This is a genomic window from Gordonia sp. VNK21 (assembly GCF_046098115.1).
Lineage (GTDB): Bacteria > Actinomycetota > Actinomycetes > Mycobacteriales > Mycobacteriaceae > Gordonia.
This window is the reverse complement of record NZ_JBJURU010000007.1, coordinates 201,976-221,344: the sequence shown is the minus strand read 5'-3', so window position 1 is coordinate 221,344 and position 19,369 is coordinate 201,976. Positions and strand designations below refer to the sequence as shown.

At 70.1% G+C, this 19,369-nt stretch carries 16 protein-coding genes; 7 read left to right on the top strand and 9 right to left on the bottom strand.

Translation table 11 applies throughout. The features are described from left to right. Positions 1-21: 21 nt before the first annotated feature. Genes ACJMNC_RS09900 through ACJMNC_RS09890 form a run of 3 tightly spaced genes read right to left on the bottom strand, consistent with a single transcriptional unit; the run spans position 22 to position 3,592 of the window. A complete protein-coding gene (locus ACJMNC_RS09900; protein ID WP_408947782.1) occupies positions 22-924 on the bottom strand; it encodes a restriction endonuclease in 903 nt (300 codons plus the stop codon). Beyond that, on the bottom strand, positions 924-2,108 hold the full coding sequence (locus ACJMNC_RS09895) for a restriction endonuclease subunit S (RefSeq protein WP_408947781.1): 1,185 nt from the start codon (positions 2,106-2,108) through the stop codon (positions 924-926). The genes ACJMNC_RS09900 and ACJMNC_RS09895 overlap by 1 nt, the downstream gene beginning before the upstream one ends. Then, positions 2,105-3,592, bottom strand: a complete 1,488-nt coding sequence (locus ACJMNC_RS09890) for an N-6 DNA methylase (RefSeq protein WP_408947780.1) — start codon at positions 3,590-3,592, stop codon at positions 2,105-2,107. Before ACJMNC_RS09890 ends, ACJMNC_RS09895 begins: the two co-directional genes overlap by 4 nt. 148 nt (positions 3,593-3,740) lie before the next feature. Here ACJMNC_RS09890 and guaA point away from each other — a divergent pair, with 148 nt between their 5' ends. Beyond that, the gene (guaA, locus tag ACJMNC_RS09885; RefSeq protein ID WP_408947779.1) at positions 3,741-5,327 is read left to right on the top strand and encodes a glutamine-hydrolyzing GMP synthase; all 1,587 of its coding nucleotides are present in this window, start codon (positions 3,741-3,743) and stop codon (positions 5,325-5,327) included. Between the two features lie 64 nt (positions 5,328-5,391). On the opposite strand, the gene ACJMNC_RS09880 is transcribed toward guaA, so the two are convergent. Beyond that, on the bottom strand, positions 5,392-5,601 hold the full coding sequence (locus ACJMNC_RS09880; RefSeq protein WP_408947778.1) for a hypothetical protein: 210 nt from the start codon (positions 5,599-5,601) through the stop codon (positions 5,392-5,394). Further along, on the bottom strand, positions 5,598-6,920 hold the full coding sequence (locus ACJMNC_RS09875) for a PspC domain-containing protein (protein ID WP_408947777.1): 1,323 nt from the start codon (positions 6,918-6,920) through the stop codon (positions 5,598-5,600). The genes ACJMNC_RS09880 and ACJMNC_RS09875 overlap by 4 nt, the downstream gene beginning before the upstream one ends. A 116-nt stretch (positions 6,921-7,036) precedes the next feature. On the opposite strand from ACJMNC_RS09875, the gene ACJMNC_RS09870 reads away from it, so the two are divergent. Beyond that, positions 7,037-8,329 carry a PspC domain-containing protein gene (locus ACJMNC_RS09870; RefSeq protein ID WP_408947776.1) on the top strand — a complete coding sequence of 431 codons (1,293 nt, stop codon included), beginning with the start codon at positions 7,037-7,039 and terminating at the stop codon, positions 8,327-8,329. Further along, a complete protein-coding gene (locus tag ACJMNC_RS09865) occupies positions 8,326-8,982 on the top strand; it encodes a LuxR C-terminal-related transcriptional regulator (RefSeq protein WP_408947775.1) in 657 nt (218 codons plus the stop codon). Before ACJMNC_RS09870 ends, ACJMNC_RS09865 begins: the two co-directional genes overlap by 4 nt. On the opposite strand, the gene ACJMNC_RS09860 is transcribed toward ACJMNC_RS09865, so the two are convergent. Beyond that, entirely contained in the window at positions 8,963-9,547 is a 585-nt protein-coding gene (locus ACJMNC_RS09860) for a hypothetical protein (RefSeq protein ID WP_408947774.1), read from the bottom strand. The genes ACJMNC_RS09865 and ACJMNC_RS09860 overlap by 20 nt on opposite strands. Before the next feature lie 5 nt (positions 9,548-9,552). Then, a complete protein-coding gene (locus tag ACJMNC_RS09855; RefSeq protein ID WP_408947773.1) occupies positions 9,553-10,098 on the bottom strand; it encodes a hypothetical protein in 546 nt (181 codons plus the stop codon). Between the two features lie 212 nt (positions 10,099-10,310). Between ACJMNC_RS09855 and ACJMNC_RS09850 the strand changes: the two genes are divergently transcribed. From ACJMNC_RS09850 to ACJMNC_RS09840, 3 genes are read left to right on the top strand one after another with little or no spacing between them, the layout of a single operon-like run. Next, the gene (locus ACJMNC_RS09850) at positions 10,311-10,982 is read left to right on the top strand and encodes a hypothetical protein (RefSeq protein ID WP_408947772.1); all 672 of its coding nucleotides are present in this window, start codon (positions 10,311-10,313) and stop codon (positions 10,980-10,982) included. Next, the gene (locus tag ACJMNC_RS09845; RefSeq protein ID WP_408947771.1) at positions 10,979-12,568 is read left to right on the top strand and encodes a DNA polymerase Y family protein; all 1,590 of its coding nucleotides are present in this window, start codon (positions 10,979-10,981) and stop codon (positions 12,566-12,568) included. Before ACJMNC_RS09850 ends, ACJMNC_RS09845 begins: the two co-directional genes overlap by 4 nt. 31 nt (positions 12,569-12,599) lie before the next feature. Next, positions 12,600-12,881, top strand: coding sequence for an antibiotic biosynthesis monooxygenase family protein (locus ACJMNC_RS09840; RefSeq protein ID WP_408947770.1), 282 nt, complete (start codon positions 12,600-12,602; stop codon positions 12,879-12,881). 37 nt (positions 12,882-12,918) lie between these two features. Here ACJMNC_RS09840 and ACJMNC_RS09835 read toward each other — a convergent pair whose 3' ends face one another. Both ACJMNC_RS09835 and ACJMNC_RS09830 read right to left on the bottom strand, forming a co-directional pair. Continuing rightward, a complete protein-coding gene (locus tag ACJMNC_RS09835) occupies positions 12,919-13,968 on the bottom strand; it encodes an alanine racemase (protein ID WP_408947769.1) in 1,050 nt (349 codons plus the stop codon). Then, a complete protein-coding gene (locus ACJMNC_RS09830; protein ID WP_408947768.1) occupies positions 13,965-15,911 on the bottom strand; it encodes an SDR family oxidoreductase in 1,947 nt (648 codons plus the stop codon). Before ACJMNC_RS09830 ends, ACJMNC_RS09835 begins: the two co-directional genes overlap by 4 nt. Positions 15,912-16,050: 139 nt before the next feature. Between ACJMNC_RS09830 and ACJMNC_RS09825 the strand changes: the two genes are divergently transcribed. Continuing rightward, positions 16,051-19,293, top strand: coding sequence for an error-prone DNA polymerase (locus ACJMNC_RS09825; protein WP_408947767.1), 3,243 nt, complete (start codon positions 16,051-16,053; stop codon positions 19,291-19,293). Positions 19,294-19,369 lie beyond the last annotated feature (76 nt).

Sequence of the window (19,369 nt, the reverse complement as noted above, 5' to 3'; positions counted from 1 at the left end):
CCTGCCGTACGGCGCGAGCTACTACTCGAAGAAGTCCTCGTCGATCTCGACGATCTCCAGGCGCTGTTTGACCTGGACGCCGACGCCGTAGCGGATCATCAGCCGCGTCAGACGGTGTCCGTCGATGAGGATCACCCGGTTGGCGATCGACGAGGCGAAGTCGGTCGCGTCCCGTGAGAATCGGCTGGTGGTGATGAAGACACCCTGGCTCGCCTGGTTGCCGGCGAGGGCGCCGACGAAGGCCTGGATCGCTTCGCGGCCGACGGGATTCTCGGCTGAGTAGCGCTTGGCCTGCACATAGATCCGGGACAGGCCGAGGGCGTCCTGGTCGATGATGCCGTCGATGCCACCGTCGTGGGAGAGCTGGGTGCGGGTGGCTTTGCCCTCCGCGCCGCCGTAGCCCATGGCGATCAGCAGGTCGAGCACTGCCTGCTCGAAGAAGACCGGCTCGTTGCCCAGGATCCGTTGCAGAAGTTGGTCGGAGACGTCATCGATGATCTGGGCGATGCCCTGATCGATCATCTCCTCGGGGTCGAGGCTCGCGGTGTCGTCGGCGGTTGCGGGCGTCGGTGTCGCGATGGTGGTGCTGCGCCGGGGGCCTTCATAGCTGCCGAGGCCGCGCAGGTTCTTCTCGGTGATGCCGTCGGGGTGCTCGGCTAGGAGATTCCGGCCGATGTCTGTGATTCGGTAGATGCCGCGGGCTGGTCGCTCGACGGCCTCAGCACGGGACAGGTACGAGAGTGCCCAGAGACCACGGTTGAGGTACTGCGGCTGCCCGGACTGATTGATCGTGCTGCGCTGCTCGGCGGTCACGCCGAGCAGATTGGCGGCGTCATCGACGATATGCCGCGCCTTGTGGAGTTGGCCGTCCTCGAGCACTCGGAGGGCTGGCGCCATGTACTCGTGCCAGGTCGGGGCAGTCATCAGAGCTCACCTCGGAAGGCTCGGGATTGGAGGGAGGCGAAGAGTTCGTCGTCGGTACGGAGGCCTGCAAGTACTGATTGGCGCTGCGTCTCGATTGCAGCCAATATATGCTCGAATTGCTGCTTCAGCCCTGCCGGAGCATCCGCCACCGGAATCCTGCGCATTTCGCTGGCGTTGATATTCGCTTGATTGACTGCGGCCTTCGCTAGCTTCCTGCGGACTGCGGCGCCGTGGGCGCTGCGGAGGTATGCGGCGACAAACTCTGCCGTCGCTGAGTCGTCGAATCGCACTCGTACTAGGTAACCGGCGAACGCGAGCTTCTCGCTTGACCGGACAACAGCGGCCTTACCGACCTTCTCTTTGCTGTTTGTGCGGTTGAAGAGCATGTCGCCGGCCCTGAGCGTGTACTTGGGCTCGTCCTGGGGTTCGAGGTCGACGTATTTGAGGTCGTACAGATCCAAGTGACCGTCATCGGTCACGTTGCCCATTCGCAGGATCGGCCACGCCCCAGACTCGCCTGCTTTGCTGGCGGTTCCATAGGTGACCATTGTCGAGAGGTCACCGATGGTTGTCATCGTCCATCGGTCTGGCCATGTCTTCGGCGGACCAAACAGGTCGAGGAATGCGGTGCTCGCCAGGGAGTCGAGGTGGGCGAGGACCTGGCGGCGCTTGGTGCGGAGGGCGTCGGCGTGGTCGAGGATTGCGGCGATACGGCGTTGTTCGGGGAGGGGTGGGAGTGGGAGGACCAGACTATCTAGATGCTCGTTCTTGAGATTGTTGATGTTCGCGCCAGCGGCTAAAGACGATACGATCCGTCGATAACTTGGCGTTTGGAAGTAGTGAGCGAAGTACCGTGGGTCGACGTCCGGACCAGGCCGGAGGACTTTTAGGAACGCCCCGAACCCGCCTGTGAACTGCCCATCACTCTGTGCAGCCTTGCCGACAACCTTCAAACTTCCGCTTGACGCACAAACGATCACATCATGACGTTGAACAATCTGCCTGTCGCTGACCTTGTGCGCGGGTACATACGTTACTGATGACGTGTCAAGCACGCCGTCCTGGATGTTGCTGGCTGTCAGCACTGCGACGTATCCGTCAGAGGGGCGATCGATAGCGTCCGCCTTAGAGAACGTCACCCCCCGCAACTGCTGCGAGACTTCACCAACCTGGGCGCTCCTCACGACAGCATCGCCTTCAGCTCCGCGAGGCCCTGGGCGATCTCGGCGTCGAGCTTCTCGATGTCGGCGATGATCTCCAGCGGCGGGCGGTGCTCCACCTCGTCGTACTCGATCTCCTTGTAGCGGTTGAGACTCAGGTCGTAGTCCTGGGCGACGATGTCGGCTTTGGGGACCAGGAAGGACTGCTCGGTGCGTGCACGCTGGGTTTCGACACGGGCTCCTTCGTCGCCCGGCTCAACCGGCGAAGAAAGAGACTGCCAGCGGGTGAGGAGATCGGGGAGGTCGTTGGCGTCGACGGGATTGCGTTTGTCGTCAAGGGAGAAGCCGTCGGCCTGCACGTCGTAGAACCAGACGTCGTCCGTACCACCAGAGTTGGTCTTGGTGAAGAACAGGATCGCGGTCGACACCCCGGCATACGGGCGGAACACACCGCTGGGGAGCTTCACGACGGCGTCGAGCTTCTGATCCTCGACCAACATCTTACGCAGCGTCTTGTGCGCCTTAGACGAACCGAACAACACGCCATCGGGCACGATCACCGCGGCCCGGCCGCCGGGCTTGAGGAGCTTCAAGAACAGCGCGAGGAACAGCAGTTCAGTTTTCTTGGTCTTGACCACCCGCTGCAGATCCTTGCTCGTCGACTCGTAGTCGAGCGAGCCGGCGAACGGCGGATTGGCCAGAATCAGCGTGTACTTGTCGGCATCCTCGCTCGCACCCTCGGACAGCGAGTCGCGGTAGCGGATGTCCGGGGCCTCGACGCCGTGCAGCAGCATGTTCATCGAGCCGATCCGCAGCATGGTCGAGTCGAAGTCGTAGCCGTGGAACATCGACTTGTGAAAGTGGCTGCGCTGCTTCTCATCCAGCAGCGCATTCGGATGCGTCTCCCGGACGTACTCGCTGGCCGCGACCAGGAATCCGGCAGTACCGCAGGCGGGGTCGCAGATCTCGTCGTCGGGCCTCGGCGCGGTCATCTTGACCATCAGGTCGATGATGTGGCGCGGGGTGCGGAACTGGCCGTTGGTGCCGGCCGAGGCGATCTTGGAGAGCATGTACTCGTAGAGGTCGCCGTTGGTGTCCCGGTCGTTCATCGGGACCTCGTCGAGCATGTCGACGACCTTGCTCAGCAGTGCCGGCGTCGGGATGGTGAAGCGGGCATCCTTCATGTGCTCGCTGTAGGTGGTGCCGTCGCCGAGTGAGCGCAGGAACGGGAACACCTCCTCGCCGATGACCCGGAACATGACCTCGGGGGAGTCGTTCTTGAACTGGCTCCACCGCAGATGGCTCTGCTCCGGCGAGAAGACGGGGTTCTCGAGCGGCTCGCCGGTGACCCGGGCCTTGCGCTCGGCGAGGGTCTGGACGTCGTCGAGGCGACGGATGAACAACAGATAGGTGATCTGCTCGATCACCTCCAGTGGATTGGAGATACCGCCGGACCAGAACGCGTCCCAGATACGGTCGATCCTGCTCTTCAACTCACCTGTGATCACGGCTGCGACTCTAGTCGAGGGGGCTGACAGCCATCGCTGGATATGCCCCTCGGCGGGGTACCTGGTCACTCGGCGTGAATGGCAAGCTGCTGTGACGGGCCATCGCCCGGTTCCGGGTATCCGGTCCTGCGACGATAGACTGGCGCCCGTGACGGAAACCTCGACGGACCACCCGCGCCCAGTCCTCGTCGTCGACTTCGGTGCCCAGTACGCGCAGCTCATCGCCCGGCGCGTGCGCGAAGCCCGGATCTACTCCGAGGTGATCGCCCACGACGCGCCCTATGAGGAGTTCGTGGCCAAGAAGCCGGCGGCGCTCGTACTGTCCGGCGGACCGTCGTCGGTGTACGCGGACGACGCCCCCAGCATCGACGATCGGCTCTTCGATCTGGGCATTCCCGTGTTCGGCATCTGCTACGGCTTCCAGAAGATGACCGCCGCGCTCGGCGGCGAGGTGGCCAACACCGGCGGCCGCGAATTCGGCCGCACCATGATGAACGTGACCGGCGACGGCGGTCTCCTGCACCACGGACTGCCCGGCGAGCAGCCGGTCTGGATGAGCCACAACGACGCCGTGCAGACCCCGCCGGAGGGCTTCACCGTCACCGCCTCCACGCCGGGGGCGCCGGTCGCCGCCTTCGAGTGCGCGGAGCGCCGCATGGCCGGCGTCCAGTACCACCCCGAGGTGCTGCACACCCCGCACGGCCAGGAGATCCTGACCCGGTTCCTCTACGAGGTGGCCGGCCTGCGGCCCACGTGGACCGCCGCCAACATCGCCGAAGCGCTGATCGCCGACGTCCGCGCGCAGGTGGGCGATGAGGGCCTGGCGATCTGCGGGCTGTCCGGCGGCGTCGACTCCGCGGTGGCCGGTGCCCTGGTCCAGCGCGCCATCGGCGACCGCCTCACCTGCGTCTTCGTCGATCACGGCCTGCTCCGCGCCGGTGAACGCGAGCAGGTGCAGACCGACTTCGTCGCCACCACCGGCGCCAGGCTGGTGACCGTCGACGCCGAGGACGTCTTCCTCGGTCATCTCGCCGGAGTGTCCGACCCGGAGACCAAGCGCAAGATCATCGGCCGCGAATTCGTCCGCTCCTTCGAGGGCGCCGTCAGCGAGGTCCTCGGCGATCAGGCCGCCGCCGGCAAGAAGATCGACTTCCTGGTGCAGGGCACCCTTTACCCGGACGTCGTCGAATCCGGCGGCGGCTCCGGCACCGCCAACATCAAGAGCCACCACAATGTGGGCGGCCTGCCCGAAGACCTCGAGTTCACCCTGGTCGAGCCGCTGCGGCTGCTCTTCAAGGATGAGGTCCGCGCCGTGGGCCGCGAGCTCGGCCTGCCCGAGGAGATCGTCGGCCGCCAGCCTTTCCCGGGCCCGGGTCTGGCGATCCGCATCGTCGGCGAGGTGACCAAGGACCGCCTCGAACTGCTCCGCAAGGCCGACCTGATCGCCCGCGAGGAACTCACCGCCGCCGGCCTCGACGGCCAGATCTGGCAGTGCCCGGTGGTGCTGCTGGCCGACGTCCGCAGCGTGGGCGTGCAGGGCGACGGCCGCACCTACGGCCACCCGATCGTGCTGCGCCCGGTCTCCTCCGAGGACGCCATGACCGCCGACTGGACCCGCGTGCCGTACGAGGTCCTCGAGATCATCTCCACCCGCATCACCAACGAGGTGCCCGACGTGAACCGGGTGGTGCTGGACGTGACCAGCAAGCCGCCGGGGACCATCGAGTGGGAGTGATCCTCCCGGTCCTCTGAACGACGGAGCGGGCCCGCCGGGGGTGCCACGTCCCGGCTCGGGGCCGTTAGGAGCGATCGGGGCGCCGGAAGCCGCTGATCACCAGGACCACGCCGACCAGCAGGCCCAGACCCACCAGGATCCACGGCACCACGTTCACGTTGGGGATGTCCGGACCGCCGGAGAGGCCCCAGCCGGCCAGCAGCAGCGCCAGCACGCCACTGACCACCAGGGCCGGACTGCGGCGGGCGGGATTCTCGTCCACGGGTTCACTCATCGTCGTGCCTCCACACTGCCGATGGCGCTGTGCGCCTTGATGGTCAACAGGGGTGAGTTCTGGTCCGCATCGCGTCCGCGGATACCCGGTGGGCAGTCGACGTCGCCGACGGTGCTGCTGCACTCCATCCGGGTCCGGACCTTCTCGGGCAGCAGGATCGTCACATCGCCGACCCCCTGTTCGACGGTGACCGTGCGATCGCCGTCGAGGGCGCCCAGATCACGCAGATCCAGGGTGCTCGAACCGAGGGTGAGCTCGTAGCGGTCGGCCAGCTGGCCGGCCTCGCTGACCTTCCAGGTGCGCTCACCCGCCCCGCCGCCGGGCAGCGCCCAGCCGCTGCTGTGCAGCAGGGTGGCGACGATGACGACGGCGGCGCCCAGCACCCCGAGCGGCAGCAGCCCGGAGGCGTGCCGGCCCGGCTGGCGGCGCTGCAGCCCGGCCACCAGCAGCCCCGCCCCGATCACCGCCAGTGACAGTGCGGCGATCCGGCCCACGGTGAACCAGTCGGCGCCCAGCAGGTTCGCGGCCGTGCCACCGCCGGCGGCGAGCACCGCCAGCCCCAGCGTCACCGGGGTCAAGGCCGAGCGCGGCTGCTCCGGCTCCGGCGCGGGCGGCGGCGGTTCGGGAAGATCCCAGGCGAACCGGGCCGTGCCCAGCGGATCCCAGGACGGCGGCAGATCGTCGTCGATCGGCGGCGGTGCGGGACTAGCGGCTCCCACCGCGGCGCCGACGGGCGCTGCGCCCGCGGGGACACTCTGGGCGTACGGCGCCGCAGCCTCCGGCGCGCCCTCGCCCTCGGCCACGCCGGTCGCCGATGCCGTCGCCGCCGGAGCGGGCCCGGCGGCCGGGTCCGCCGCCGACGTGCCCGCCGGGGCCACCGGGGTGCGCTGGTAGAGCAGCCACCAGCCCAGCAGCATGAGGACCACCCCGGCCAGTGCGCCGGTGTTCCATGCGGAGTTGTCGCCCAGATGGGAGAACACCACCACCAGTAGCACCGCGAGCAGGATCATCTTGGGCCAGCCGACGTCGTGCAGGCCGCCGCGGGGCCGCCGGCTGCTGCGTGGGGTGGACTGCTCGTCGTACCCGGCCGTGTGCCGGGCGGCGTGCGTGCGGCCCGACGGCAGCGCGATCCACGCCGCCACGTACAGCAGCACCCCGCCGCCGCCGAACATGGTCGCCACCACGAAGGCCACCCGGATGAGCGTCGGGTCGACGTCGTAGCGCGCACCGAACCCGGAACACACGCCGGCCACCTTGCGGCCGGACCGGCGGCGCACCGGGCGGGTCGCCCAGAGATCGTGCAGGCTCGTTCGGTTCATGTCTCCCATCCTGGCGGCCGGGTCCGCGTGCGGGATCGGGAATCACCCTGAGATCGCCCCTGAACTCGGCGCCGGAACCTCGGAAACGGCCTCCGGGCGTGCCACTATCGACAGTGATGAGATCACGTTCCCGCACTCCCGCGCCGTCGCCGGCGGCGGCACCGATGCCGGCGCCGCGGCGTCTGCAGCGGCGCAGCGGCGGCAAGATCGTGGCCGGTGTGTGCGGCGGCGTCGCCGACCACCTGGGCGTCGACGTCTTCCGGGTGCGGGTGGTCTTCGTGGTGCTCACGGTGATGGCCGGCGCCGGGGTGGCCGCCTATGCGCTGCTGTGGTTCTTCTGCCCGACCGGCGACGACACCGCCGCACCCGGACCGGTCGAACGCCGGCAGGCCTACGGCCTGGGGTTCGTGGGCGTGGCCGGTCTCATGGTCACCTTCATGATCGGCTCCAATGCGCCCGCCCAGGATCTGATCGCCGTGCTCTTCGTCCTCGGCGGCGCCGCCCTGGTCTGGCGCGAAGTGGACATGACCGGCCTGGGCGGCCGCCGCACCGTACTGACCTGGCTGCGGCTGGCCGCCGGGATCGTGCTGGTGGTCGGCGGGCTGGTGGTGCTGGTGGTGGCCGGCGACTCGATCGCCGGCGGCGTCAACCCCGTGCTGCTGGCGGTGCCGGCGACCCTGGTGGGCGTGGTGCTGCTGACGGTGCCGCTGTGGATCCGGCTGCTGCGCGCCCTGGACGCCGAACGTGCGGCGCGCATCCGCGACGCCGAACGCGAGGAGATCGCCTCCCATCTGCACGACTCGGTGCTGCAGACCCTGGCCCTGATCCAGAAGCGCTCAGGCGATCCGGAGACCGTCGCGCGGCTGGCCCGCCGGCAGGAGCGCGAGCTGCGCGCGTGGCTGTTCGGCGATCCCGCGCAGCGTCGGGAATCGCTGGCCGCGGCCGTCGCCGCCCTGTCCGCCGAAGTGGAGGAGACCTACGGCACCGAGATCGAGGCGGTCACCGTCGGCGACGTGACCGGCGATGAACTGCGCGACGAGCAGTGGGCGCGCGCGGCGTCGTCGTTGGTGGCCGCCACCCGGGAGGCGCTGGTGAATGCGGCCAAACACTCCGGTGCGCCCAAGGTGGACGTCTACTGCGAGGTGACCGACGAGCAGGTGGAGGTCTTCGTCCGCGACCGCGGCCGCGGCTTCGATCCCGAACAGGTGGACCCGGACCGGCAGGGCATCGCCGGCTCCATCCGGGCGCGCATGGAACGGGCCGGCGGGGCGGCGGCGCTGCGCTCGGCACCGGGCAAGGGCACCAATGTCACCCTCACCCTGCCGCGCACCGCGCCCGGCCACCGCCGTGATCCCGCCCAGCGCGATCCAGCCCGATACGATCCCACCCAGACACAGGAGATCTCATGACCTACCGGGTCTTTCTCGTCGACGACCACGCCGTCTTCCGCTCCGGGGTTCGTGCCGAGCTGGCCGCCGAGGACGGACTCGAGGTGGTCGGCGATGCCGGCACCGTCGCCGAGGCGGTGAGCGGGATCGTCGACACCGACCCGGACGTGGTGCTGCTGGACGTGCACATGCCGGCCGGCGGCGGCGTGGCCGTGCTGCGCGGGGTGACCGATGCGCTCGGCTCGCAGGCCCCGGTGTTCCTGGCGCTGTCGGTCTCCGACGCGGCGGCCGACGTGATCGCCACCATCCGGGCCGGGGCGCGCGGCTACGTCACCAAGACCATCTCCGGTGCGGAACTGGCCGACGCGGTGCGCCGGGTGGCCGAGGGCGACGCCGTCTTCTCACCGCGCCTGGCCGGGTTCGTGCTGGACTCGTTCACCGGGCGCTCCCCGGTGCCCGAGCCGGCACTCGACCCGGAACTGGACTCGCTGACCAGGCGGGAACTGGAGGTCCTGCGGCTGCTGGCCCGCGGCTACACCTACCGGGAGATCGCCGAGGAACTGTTCATCTCGGTCAAGACCGTCGAGACGCACGCCTCGAACGTGCTGCGTAAAACCCAGCAGTCCAACCGCAATGCGCTCACCCGGTGGGCGGTCAATCGTCAGCTGGACTGACCCGGTCGTCCGCCGGGGAGGAGTCCTCGGACGGGTCGTCGTCGGACAGGGTGGTGGCGGCGAACCAGCACAGCGCCGCCAGTCCGAGCAGCAGCAGGACCTCGACCACCACCACCGGGGTGTACAGGTAGTCGCGGGCGTTCAGCATCCCGCCCCCGAACTGGTCGAGCAGATCGCCGGTGTACCAGTCGGGGGAGACGAGCACCGCGATCGGGACCGCCGTGGTGCCCAGGGCGCATATCGCGGCCACCCAGAGCAGTGACCGGGTGTAGCCGCGGGTGGCCGGCACCAGATAGGAGACGGCGGCCAGGAACGCGACGATGGCGGTCACCAGCAGCAGCCAGCCGGGCCCGCCGGGCGAGGCGTCGAGGGTGTCCTCGGCCGAGCCGCTGATGTTCTGGGAGCCGAAACCGTTCCAGGAGACTCCGCCGAACCCCGAACGCACACTGATCCACGGCAGGGCGGCGACGGCGGCGACGGTCAGCGCGAGCATGACGATCGCGTAGACGTACAGCCGCCGGTTCACCGGGGACTCGTTCGTGGTGTTCTTCGCAGGATCGGCCACGATGGTCAGAGTACGGCTCCGCTGGGGTCCTCGGTGCGCACGGGGGCGGGCTGATCGGGGGCGATGGCCGGGGCGAGGACGGCCGCGGCGAAGGCGGTGACCGCCAGGAGCAGCAGCAGTGCCAGCGTCGACGCCACCACCGGCATCCCGATGAACTCCGAGGCGGGCAGGCCGGTCTGCCGGTCGGGTTCGCCGAGGGCGGTGAAGAGATCGTCCAGATACCAGTCCGGGTTGGCGATCACAGTGATCGGGATGATCGACGCCGCCAGCGCCCCGACGCCGATCACCACCAGTGACGTCCGGCGATAGGGCGCCAGCGAGGGCAGCCACGAGCAGAGGGCGACGACGATCGCGGCCACGCAGGCCAGCACGATCAGCCAGCCGTGGGCGTCGGGAGCCTCGGCGATGGCGAAGTCGCCGGAACCGAAGCTGTTCCAGGACACGTCGGATTCGGGGCCGAGCGGGCGCAGGGTGAACCAGCCGAGTGTGGTCAGCACGATCGTGGTGATGGACAGCACGACGATCACTGCTGGCAAGAGACGGGCGGGCATGACCCGAATCTACCTGTTCGGCGTCCGCCGATTGACCCGTGTCAGAGTCGGGAGTTAGCATTTCGAACAGTAGTTCGATGGGCTTCAGTCGGCATCTTCCCTGCCGCAAAAGTCGAATACCTGCAGGTGAGGGGAGTGCCATGATGACCGGTCCACAATGTCCAGAGACGGAAGCACAGGCTTCCGGACGTGAAGAAGTATCCGACAAGCAGATGACAGTGGCAGCGCTGCGCCGGAAGCTGGCCGGCCTGTCGGCGGGGCCCGGAGCGGCCCCGGCGGTGCTGCCGGTGCCCGAGCCGATCGCCGGGCTGCTGCCGCGCCGCGGGCTGGCCCCGGGCAGCGTGGTGGAGGTGAGCGGGGCGGCCAGTATGCCGGCGGCGCTGCTGGCGGCGGTCAGCGCCACCGGTGCCACCGCGGCGCTGGTGGGGTTGCCGCAGCTGAACCTGGCCGTCGCCGCCGACCTGGGTGCGCAGCTGGACCGGATCGCGGTGGTCGACGAACCCGGCGTGGACCGGCTGGAGGTGGCCTCGGTCCTGCTCGACGGCATCGACCTGGTGCTGGTGGCCGTCGACTCGGTGACCCCGTCGCGGGCCCGGGTGCTCACCGGCCGCGCCCGCAGGCAGTCGTCGACGCTGATGGTGGTGGGGCCGCCCGGCTGCTGGCCGGGCGCCACCGTGCGCATCGAGGCGGAGGTGTCCGGCTACCGGCATGTTCCGGCCCGGCGCAGCGGCTACGGCCGGATCGGCGGGCTGGAGATGGATGTGCGGATCGGCGGGGCCGGTCTGGCACCGCGGTCCACGCGGTGCGCGCTCACCGAGAACGATCGTCTGGTCGCGGTCGCTGCCGCCGGGCAGCCCGCCGTACGGCTGGCGGTGGCCAATTGAGCGGGCGGGTGCTGGCGCTGTGGTGCCCGGACTGGCCGGCGGTGGCCGCGGCGGCCGCCCTCGGCCCGGACTGCGGCGACGCCGTCGCGGTGCTCGGGTCCGGCCGCGTGACCGCCTGCTCGGCCGCCGCCCGGCGGGCGGGGGTGCGCCGGGGCATGCGCAAACGCCAGGCGCAGTCGCTGTGCCCGGAACTGACGGCGGCGCCCGACGATCCGGGCCGCGACGGACGGTTCTTCGAGCCGGTGGTGGCCGCGGTGTCCGCGGTGGTGCCGATGACCGAGGTGCTGCGGCCCGGGCTGATGGTGATCGCCGCCGATCGGGCCGGGCGCTACTTCGGCGGTGAGGAGGAACTGGCCGAGGAGATCGTTTCGGCGGTCGACGCGTGCGGGGTGGCCGGCCGGGTGGGCACCGCCGATGAGCTCTTCACCGCGGTGCTGGCCGCCCGCACCGGGACGGTGGTGCCGCCGGGAACGGATGCGGACTTCCTGGCCGGACGCCCGGTGGCCGATCTGGTGGTCGAGCCGTCGCTGTCCGGGCCGGGCCGGGACGACCTGGTGAATCTGCTGTGGCGGCTGGGGGTCCGCACGCTCGGGGCGTTCGCCGCCCTGGATCCGGCCGACGTGGCATCCCGGTTCTCCGCCGATGCGGCGGTCGCGCACCGCCTGGCGCGCGCCGAACCGGGGCGACGGCCCAGCCGGGCACCGATCCCTCCCGGGCTGGAGGTGGAACACGACTGTGACCCGCCGATCGACCGGATCGACGCCGCCGCCTTCCTCGGCCGGCGGCTCGCCGAGGAGCTGCACGTCCGGTTGTCGTCGGCGTCGCTGGCCTGCACCCGGCTGACGGTGCAGGCGATCACCGAACGCGGACAACGTCATTCGCGGACCTGGCGATGCGCCGAACCGCTCACCCCGGAGGCCACCGCCGACCGGGTGCGCTGGCAGCTGGAAGGCTGGCTCACCCTGTCGGCGGGCAGTGTCGACGCCCCCGATTCGCCGATCGCGCGGCTGCTGCTCGAGCCGGTGGAGGTGATCGACCCCGGTGCGCTGCAGTACGCGCTGGCCGGCGAGGGGCTGCCGCGCGGTGGTCCGGGCCGGACCGGACTGGGCGATCCGGCGCGCCGGGCCCTCACCCGGGTGCAGGGGCTGCTCGGCGAGCGTGCGGTGCGGGTGCCGGTGGCCAGTGGCGGCCGCGGGCCGGGTGAACAGGTGGACCTGGTGACCTTCGGCGACGAACTGCGGCCGGAGCGGCCGGCCGGGGCGGCCTGGCCGGACCGGATCGCCCGGCCGTGGCCGGCCCGGCTGCTCGCCGGTCACGCCGAACTGTTCGACGCGGCCGGCGATCCGGTGCGGGTCACCGGCCGCGGGGCCTTCACCGCCGAACCGGTGATCGTGCGCTCGACCCGGCACGACTACCGGATCGACTGGTGGGCGGGACCGTGGCCGTTCGGCATCGACGACGGCACCGACCCGGGGGTGCGCAGCGCCGCGGTGATGGCCCGGACCCAGGTGCTGCTGGAGGACTCGCGGGCGCTGCTGCTGTGCTTCCGCGGTGGCCGCTGGCAGGTGGAAGGCATCTACGAGTGAACGGCACGGGTCGAGGCGATAGGCTTCCCGCATGGTTCTCGAAGTGGCGATTTTCGATGTGACAGACCCCGACGGCTTCGCCGCCGCCTACCAGAGCGTCCGCGAGGTGATCTCCGGCGCGCAGGGCTGCCGGTCGGTGCGGATGACCCGCGGCATCGAGACCCCGACCCGCTTCATCCTGATGGTCGAATGGGATTCGGTCCAGGCGCACGAGGACTTCCGGGCCGCCGAGAGCTTCGCCACCTGGCGCGGCGCCATCGGCCCGTTCTTCGCCTCCCCGCCGCAGGTGGAGCACTTCACCGACCTCGACTGACCGACGAGGTCGCCGGAGTCCTCCGAGAGCCTGCGCCTCAGGAATTGGCGCCGCGGGCGGCGACCGGCCACACCTGACCGTCGTCGAGGTGCAGTTCGTCGGCGAGGTTGACCGCGGTGCAGACGTGGTTCGGGATCACCCGCAGCACCTCGCCCACCTCGGGAAGTGCTGCGCCGGAGGGGAAGTCGACGACGGCATGATGTTCGGACAGTGAGGTGATCCGGGCCTCCGGATGATCGAGCAGTCGGCCGAAGCCGCTGGCCCAGGCCGGCCGGTCGGCGCCGATCACCTTGCTGCCCGCGTCGAGCACGATCCGGTTCCGGCGGCGGCTGACCACGGTGGAGACCGCCGTCAGCGCCACATCGTCGAAGCCGCACGTGCCGAGTTCGAGCTGCTGGGCGTCGCCGAACGGGTATACGCCCGGACGGATCTCGGTGAGCACCGAGAAGTCGGCGTACTGGGCCGTCGGGGTGGAGCCCCCGCTGATCACCCGCGGCGTCACTCCCGCGTGGCGCAGCGCGGCGGCCGCGCCCACCAGCGTGCGGGACTCGTCGATGGCCGCCTTCTGCCGGGCCGCACCGCGACCGTAACCGTGACCGGGAAAGGTGAACACGCCGACCACCTCCAGACCTGCGGCCACCGCCGCCGCAGCGACGGCACGCGCCTCCCGCGGGGGCACCCCGGTCCGATGCTGGCCCGAATCGATCTCCACCAGCACCTCCACCGGGGTGCCGGCGAGACCTTCGGCCAGCCGGCGGGCACCGGCCGCCGAGTCGACGCCCACCCGCAGCCGGGTCCGGCCCGCCAGGGCCGACAGCCGGGCAGCCTTCTCGTCGGACAACCACAGGGGATAGGCGATGAACAGATCGGTGAAGCCCGCGTCGGCGAAGGTCTCCGCCTCGCCGATGGTGGCGACGGTCAAACCGGTAGCCCCGGAGAACATCTGGAGTTCGGCGATCTCGATGCACTTGTGCGTCTTGACGTGCGGGCGCAACGCCAGCTCCAGATCGGCGGCCCGATGGCCCATGGCGGTGATGTTCCGTTCCATGCGCTCGCGGTCGATCGACAGGTACGGAGTCTCGGTCACGACACCGCCGGATCCTTCAACGGTTCCTCGGCCCGCCCGTGCAGGGCGGCCGCCGACTCGCCGAGCATCAGATAGGTCTGGTGCAGGATCCGGGTGGTCAGCCGCGGCACCCTCCGGTGGCCCCATTCGACCAGCGAGCCGAACCGCGAGCCGCTCCGGACCGGCCGGTCGATCATGCCGTGCAGAATCCGGGCCGCGGCCTTGTCCACACCCCAGATCCCGTGAGCGGAATCGTAGACCGCGGTCGGGGCGATCATCTTGGTCCGGGTCAACGGCAACCGCACGGTGGTGAAGGTGACGTGGTCGGACAGGGTCTCGGCCGCGGTCACGTCGGTGAACGCTTCCAGGGCTGCATAGCTCGAAGCGTACGCCCCGAAACGCGGCGCCCTGGTCTGGGTCGTCGCCGTCGAAACGTTCACGACATGGCCGGCCTGCCGCTCGATCATGTGCGGCAGCACGGCCAGGGTCAGATAGACCGCGCCGAAGTAGTTCACCGCCATGGTGCGGTGATAGTCGTGCGAGCGGTCCAGAGAGTTCGTCGCCGCCCGGCGGATGGACCGGCCGGCGTTGTTGACCAGGATGTCGATGTGATCGTGTTCGGCGATGATCGACTTGACCAGGGTGCGCACCGCGTCCTCGTCGGTCACATCGGCCGGATAACAGCTGACGGTGCCCAGCGGCAGACCCGGTTTCGGGACCTCGGCGGACAGTTCGTCGACCGTCTCGGTGAGTTTGTCGGCGTCGCGGGCCACCAGGATCACGTGTGCCCCGCGGGCCACGCACATCCGGGCGGTGGCGCGGCCGATGCCGGTGGATCCGCCGGTGATCACCACGACCTTGCCGACCAGCGGACCGCGCGGGTCGTCGCGCCGGTTGCGGGCCGGGTCCAGATGTTCGGCCCAGTACCGCCACAGCCGCGGCCCGTAGTCCTCGATCCGGGGCAGCCTCACTCCGCGGCGCTCGAGCAGTTCGGCGGTGGCCGCGGGGTCGAAGTGCACCGGCAGCGCCAGCACGTCGAGCACGGCCGGCGGCACACCGAGCTGCTGGGCGACCAGATCGCGGCCGGTGCGCAGGGCGCCCTGCCCGGTCAGGGTCAGCAGCGGACGGGCCAGCGACCGCGGCAGAGCATCGAAGGTGCGGGCGTCGTGGTCCGGTGTGATCGCATTGGTCACCTCGGACAGGCTGCGGCGCTGCGGATCTCCCAGATGGTAGACGCGCTGCTGCGCCTCCGGCTCGGCCTCGAGCAGAGCCGAGAGGGCATCGGCCACGTAGTCGACGGGGACCAGATTCAGCTCACCCAGATCCGGCCACGGCACCGGCAGCTTGCGCGGCAGCCGGTCGAGCAGACTCACCTGGCCGAGGAAGTAGTAGGGGCCGCACAGCTCGTCCATCTCGCCGGTGACGCTGTCGCCGACGATCGTCGAACAGCGATAGCTGCGCCAGCGCAGTCCGGGGGTCTGCCGGACGGCGAGTTCGGCGTCGAAGAAGCTGCGCTGGCACGGATTCGCGAAGTTCTGGCCCAGCTCGAAGTCGGTCTCCCGGAACGGGCCCTGATGGTCGCCGGCCACGCCGACCGACGAGAGCAGGTGGAAGACGGCGCCGTGCTCGGCGGCGAACGACGCCAGGGTCGCGGCCGCATCGGCGTTGACCGCCTGAACGGTGGCCGCGTCGGCGGCGGGATCGTCGAGCACGTCGAGGTGGACGAGGTGGTCGAGCGGGCCGAAATCGGCCAGATCGGCCGGCGGGGCGCCGGTGTCGTCGTCGGCCAGAACCGTCACGACCCGGTCGCCGTCGGGAAGGGTGTCGGTGACGGCGGCCAGCGCGGGCAGACCGCTGCGTGGAACCAGTGCGCCGACCCGGGCGTCGTCGCCGCGGGCCAGTAGTCGGGCCAGCACCCGGCGGCCGAGGAGTCCGTCGGCGCCGGTGACCAAGTAGCTCGTCACCCGAACAGGTTCTCACAGACCGGGCCGACATAGTGTGCGCTCGGTCGGCACGTCCGTAAGTCGTCTGATGTCGCTTGCGCGAATCCGGACTCCGGATTCACGTCGAACAGGAATCGAACGTATGTTCTAGAATCGATGTGTGGGTTGGAACAACGGGCCGCCGAGCTGGTCGGAGATGGAGCGGGTGCTCTCCGGCCGTCCGCCGCTGTCCGGCGCAGGGGCCGGCGACGGGGGAGATGCCCCGGGGTGGTCGCGTAAACGCGGTGGCTATCGGCCCGAGGAACTCGAGCCGATCACCTCGACGGTCCCGTACGCCGAGCTGCACGCGCACAGTGCCTACAGCTTTCTCGACGGGGCGTCGATGCCCGAGGAGATGGCCGCCGAGGCGCGTCGGCTGGATCTGCAGGGGCTGGCGCTGACCGACCACGACGGTTTCTACGGGGTGGTGCGCTTCGCCGAAGCGGCCCGGGAGTACGAACTGCCGACCGTCTTCGGCGCCGAGCTCTCGCTGCAGCGGGATACCGCGCGTGCCGGGGCCGTCGACCCGCCGGGGGAGCACCTGCTGGTGCTGGCGCGTGACGCGGAGGGCTACCGGCGGCTCTCCCGGGTGATCGCCGACGCCCACATGAGCGGTGGCAGCAAAGGGCTGCTGCGTTACGACCCGGAGCTGATCTCCTCCGCGGGGGCCGGGCACTGGCTGATCCTGACCGGCTGCCGCAAGGGCGCGGTGCGACGGGCGCTGGCCGACGGCGGAACCGGTGCGGCGCGCACCGCGCTGAGCGGGCTGGTCGACCGTTTCGGGGCCGGGAACGTCGTCGTCGAGCTGACCGCCACCGGAACGTCCGACGACGACGAACGCAACGCCGTCCTGGCCGGGCTGGCGAGCGAGCTGAGGCTGCCGACAGTGGCCACCACCGGTGCGCATTTCGCCGGTCCCGAGCGGCGGCGGCTGGCCATCGCGGTGGCCGCGGTGCGGGCCCGCACCGATGTGCACACCATCTCCGGCTGGCTGCCCGGACTCGGCGGGGCGCACCTGCGCAGCGGCGACGAGATGGTGCGGCTGCTGCCGGCGCACCGGGAGGCCGTCGAGAACGCCGCCGGGCTGGCCGCCGACTGCGCCTTCTCGCTGAAGCTGATCGCCCCCGAGCTGCCGCCCTTCGACGTCCCCGACGGGCACACCGAGGCGACCTGGCTGCGCCGGCTCACCGAGGACGGGGCGCGGCAGCGTTACGGGACCCGCGAGCAGAGGCCCGAGGCGTACCGGCAGATCGACCACGAACTGGCGATCATCGAGACGCTCACCTTTCCCGGGTACTTCCTGGTGGTGCACGACATCGTCAGCTTCTGCCGGCGCAACGACATCCTGTGCCAGGGCCGGGGCAGCGCCGCCAACTCGGCGGTCTGCTTCGCGCTGGGCATCACCAATGTGGATCCGGTGCGCGCCGGACTGCTCTTCGAGCGCTTCCTGTCCCCGGAGCGGGACGGCCCGCCGGACATCGACGTGGACATCGAATCGGACCGCCGCGAGGAGGTGATCCAGTACGTGTACTCCCGGCACGGCCGGCAGCACAGCGCGCAGGTGGCCAATGTGATCACCTACCGCGGGCGGTCGGCGGTGCGTGATATGGCGCGGGCGCTGGGGTACGACCCCGGTCAGCAGGATGCGTGGAGCAAGGTCCCCGATTCGGCGCCGGACGACGTCCGCGGCATGGCCGGTGAGATCGCCTCGCTGCCAAGACATCTGGGTATTCACTCCGGCGGCATGGTGATCTGCGACCGGCCCATCGCCGACGTCTGTCCCACCGAGTGGGCACGGATGCCCGGACGCAGCGTGCTGCAGTGGGACAAGGACGACTGCGCGGCGGTGGGGCTGGTCAAATTCGATCTGCTCGGGCTCGGCATGCTCTCGGCGCTGCACTATGCGATCGATCTGGTGGCCGGGCACAAGGGGATCGAGGTGGATCTGGCGCAGCTGGACCTGACCGAGATCGCGGTCTACGACATGCTGTGCCGGGCGGATTCGGTGGGTGTGTTCCAGGTGGAGTCGCGGGCGCAGATGGCCACCCTGCCACGGCTGAAGCCGCGGAACTTCTACGACCTGGTGGTGGAGGTGGCGCTGATCCGTCCGGGCCCCATCCAGGGCGGCTCGGTGCACCCGTACATCCGGCGCCGCAACGGTCTCGAGGAGCCGGACGTGGAACATCCGGCGATGCGCAAGGCCCTCGACCGGACTCTGGGCATTCCGCTGTTCCAGGAGCAGCTCATGCAGCTGGCGGTGGACGTGGCCGGTTTCGGGGCCGCCGAGGCCGACCAGCTGCGCCGGGCGATGGGCTCCAAGCGGTCGCCGGAGAAGATGGAACGGCTGCGGACCCGCTTCTACGCCGGGATGGAACGCGAGCACGGGATCACCGGGGAGACCGCCGACCGGATCTTCGAGAAGATGGCGGCCTTCGCCAACTTCGGCTTCCCGGAGAGCCATTCGCAGAGCTTCGCCGCGCTGGTCTTCTATTCGGCGTGGTTCAAGCTGCATCATCCGGCCGCGTTCTGCGCGGCGCTGCTGCGGGCGCAGCCGATGGGCTTCTACTCGCCGCAGTCGCTGGTGGCCGACGCCCGTCGGCACGGGGTGCGCGTGCACCGTCCGGAGGTGAATCATTCGCTGGCACATGCCGATCTGGAGAACTCCGGGCTGGACGTGCGGCTGGGGCTGGCGTCGGTGCGCGGGGTGAGTGACGAGCTGGCCGAGCGGATCGTCGCCGAACGGGTGCACGGACCGTATACGTCGATCGCGGATCTGTCGCGGCGCACCGAGGCCGTCGGAGCGCAGCTCGAGGCGCTGGCCACCGCCGGGGCCTTCGAGTCTCTGGGCCTGGATCGCCGGACGGCGCTGTGGGAGGCCGGGGCCGCGGCGGGGCTGCGGGCCGACCAGCTGCCCGCGGTGAGCCCGCGGTCCGCGCCGGTGCTGCCCGGCATGTCCGAGGTGGAGCTGTCGGCGGTGGATGCGATCGCCACCGGGATCACGCCGACCGGCTATCCGACGCAGTACCTGCGGCCGCGGCTGACGGCGCTCGGGGTGCTGACGGCCGACCGGCTGCTCTCGGTGCCCGACGGCACCCGGGTGACGGTGGCCGGGGCGGTGACCCACCGCCAGCGTCCGGCGACCGCGGCCGGGGTCACCTTCGTCAATCTCGAGGACGAGACGGGCATGGTGAACGTGGTGTGCTCGGTGGGTCTGTGGACGCGCTACCGGACCCTCGCGCAGACCGCCCCCGCCCTGATGATCCGCGGGAAGGTGCAGAACGCCGAGGGTGCGGTGACCGTCGTCGCCGACCGGATGCAGCAGCTGGATCTGAAGGTGGGCACCCGGTCCCGGGACTGGTGCTGACCTCGTGAACGGCGCTGACGGCGTCGGCTGACGCTTGCAGTCGTTTCTAGTTTAGAATAAATTAAAAACTAGACGG

What these genes read in the sequence shown, in the direction of transcription:
- ACJMNC_RS09870 (WP_408947776.1), top strand. Translation starts at nt 7,037, where the DNA reads ATGAGATCACGTTCCCGCACTCCCGCGCCGTCGCCGGCGGCGGCACCG.
- ACJMNC_RS09865 (WP_408947775.1), top strand. Translation starts at nt 8,326, where the DNA reads ATGACCTACCGGGTCTTTCTCGTCGACGACCACGCCGTCTTCCGCTCC.
- ACJMNC_RS09875 (WP_408947777.1), bottom strand. Translation starts at nt 6,920, where the DNA reads ATGAACCGAACGAGCCTGCACGATCTCTGGGCGACCCGCCCGGTGCGC.
- ACJMNC_RS09850 (WP_408947772.1), top strand. Translation starts at nt 10,311, where the DNA reads ATGACAGTGGCAGCGCTGCGCCGGAAGCTGGCCGGCCTGTCGGCGGGG.
- ACJMNC_RS09880 (WP_408947778.1), bottom strand. Translation starts at nt 5,601, where the DNA reads ATGAGTGAACCCGTGGACGAGAATCCCGCCCGCCGCAGTCCGGCCCTG.
- ACJMNC_RS09855 (WP_408947773.1), bottom strand. Translation starts at nt 10,098, where the DNA reads ATGCCCGCCCGTCTCTTGCCAGCAGTGATCGTCGTGCTGTCCATCACC.
- ACJMNC_RS09900 (WP_408947782.1), bottom strand. Translation starts at nt 924, where the DNA reads ATGACTGCCCCGACCTGGCACGAGTACATGGCGCCAGCCCTCCGAGTG.
- ACJMNC_RS09840 (WP_408947770.1), top strand. Translation starts at nt 12,600, where the DNA reads ATGGTTCTCGAAGTGGCGATTTTCGATGTGACAGACCCCGACGGCTTC.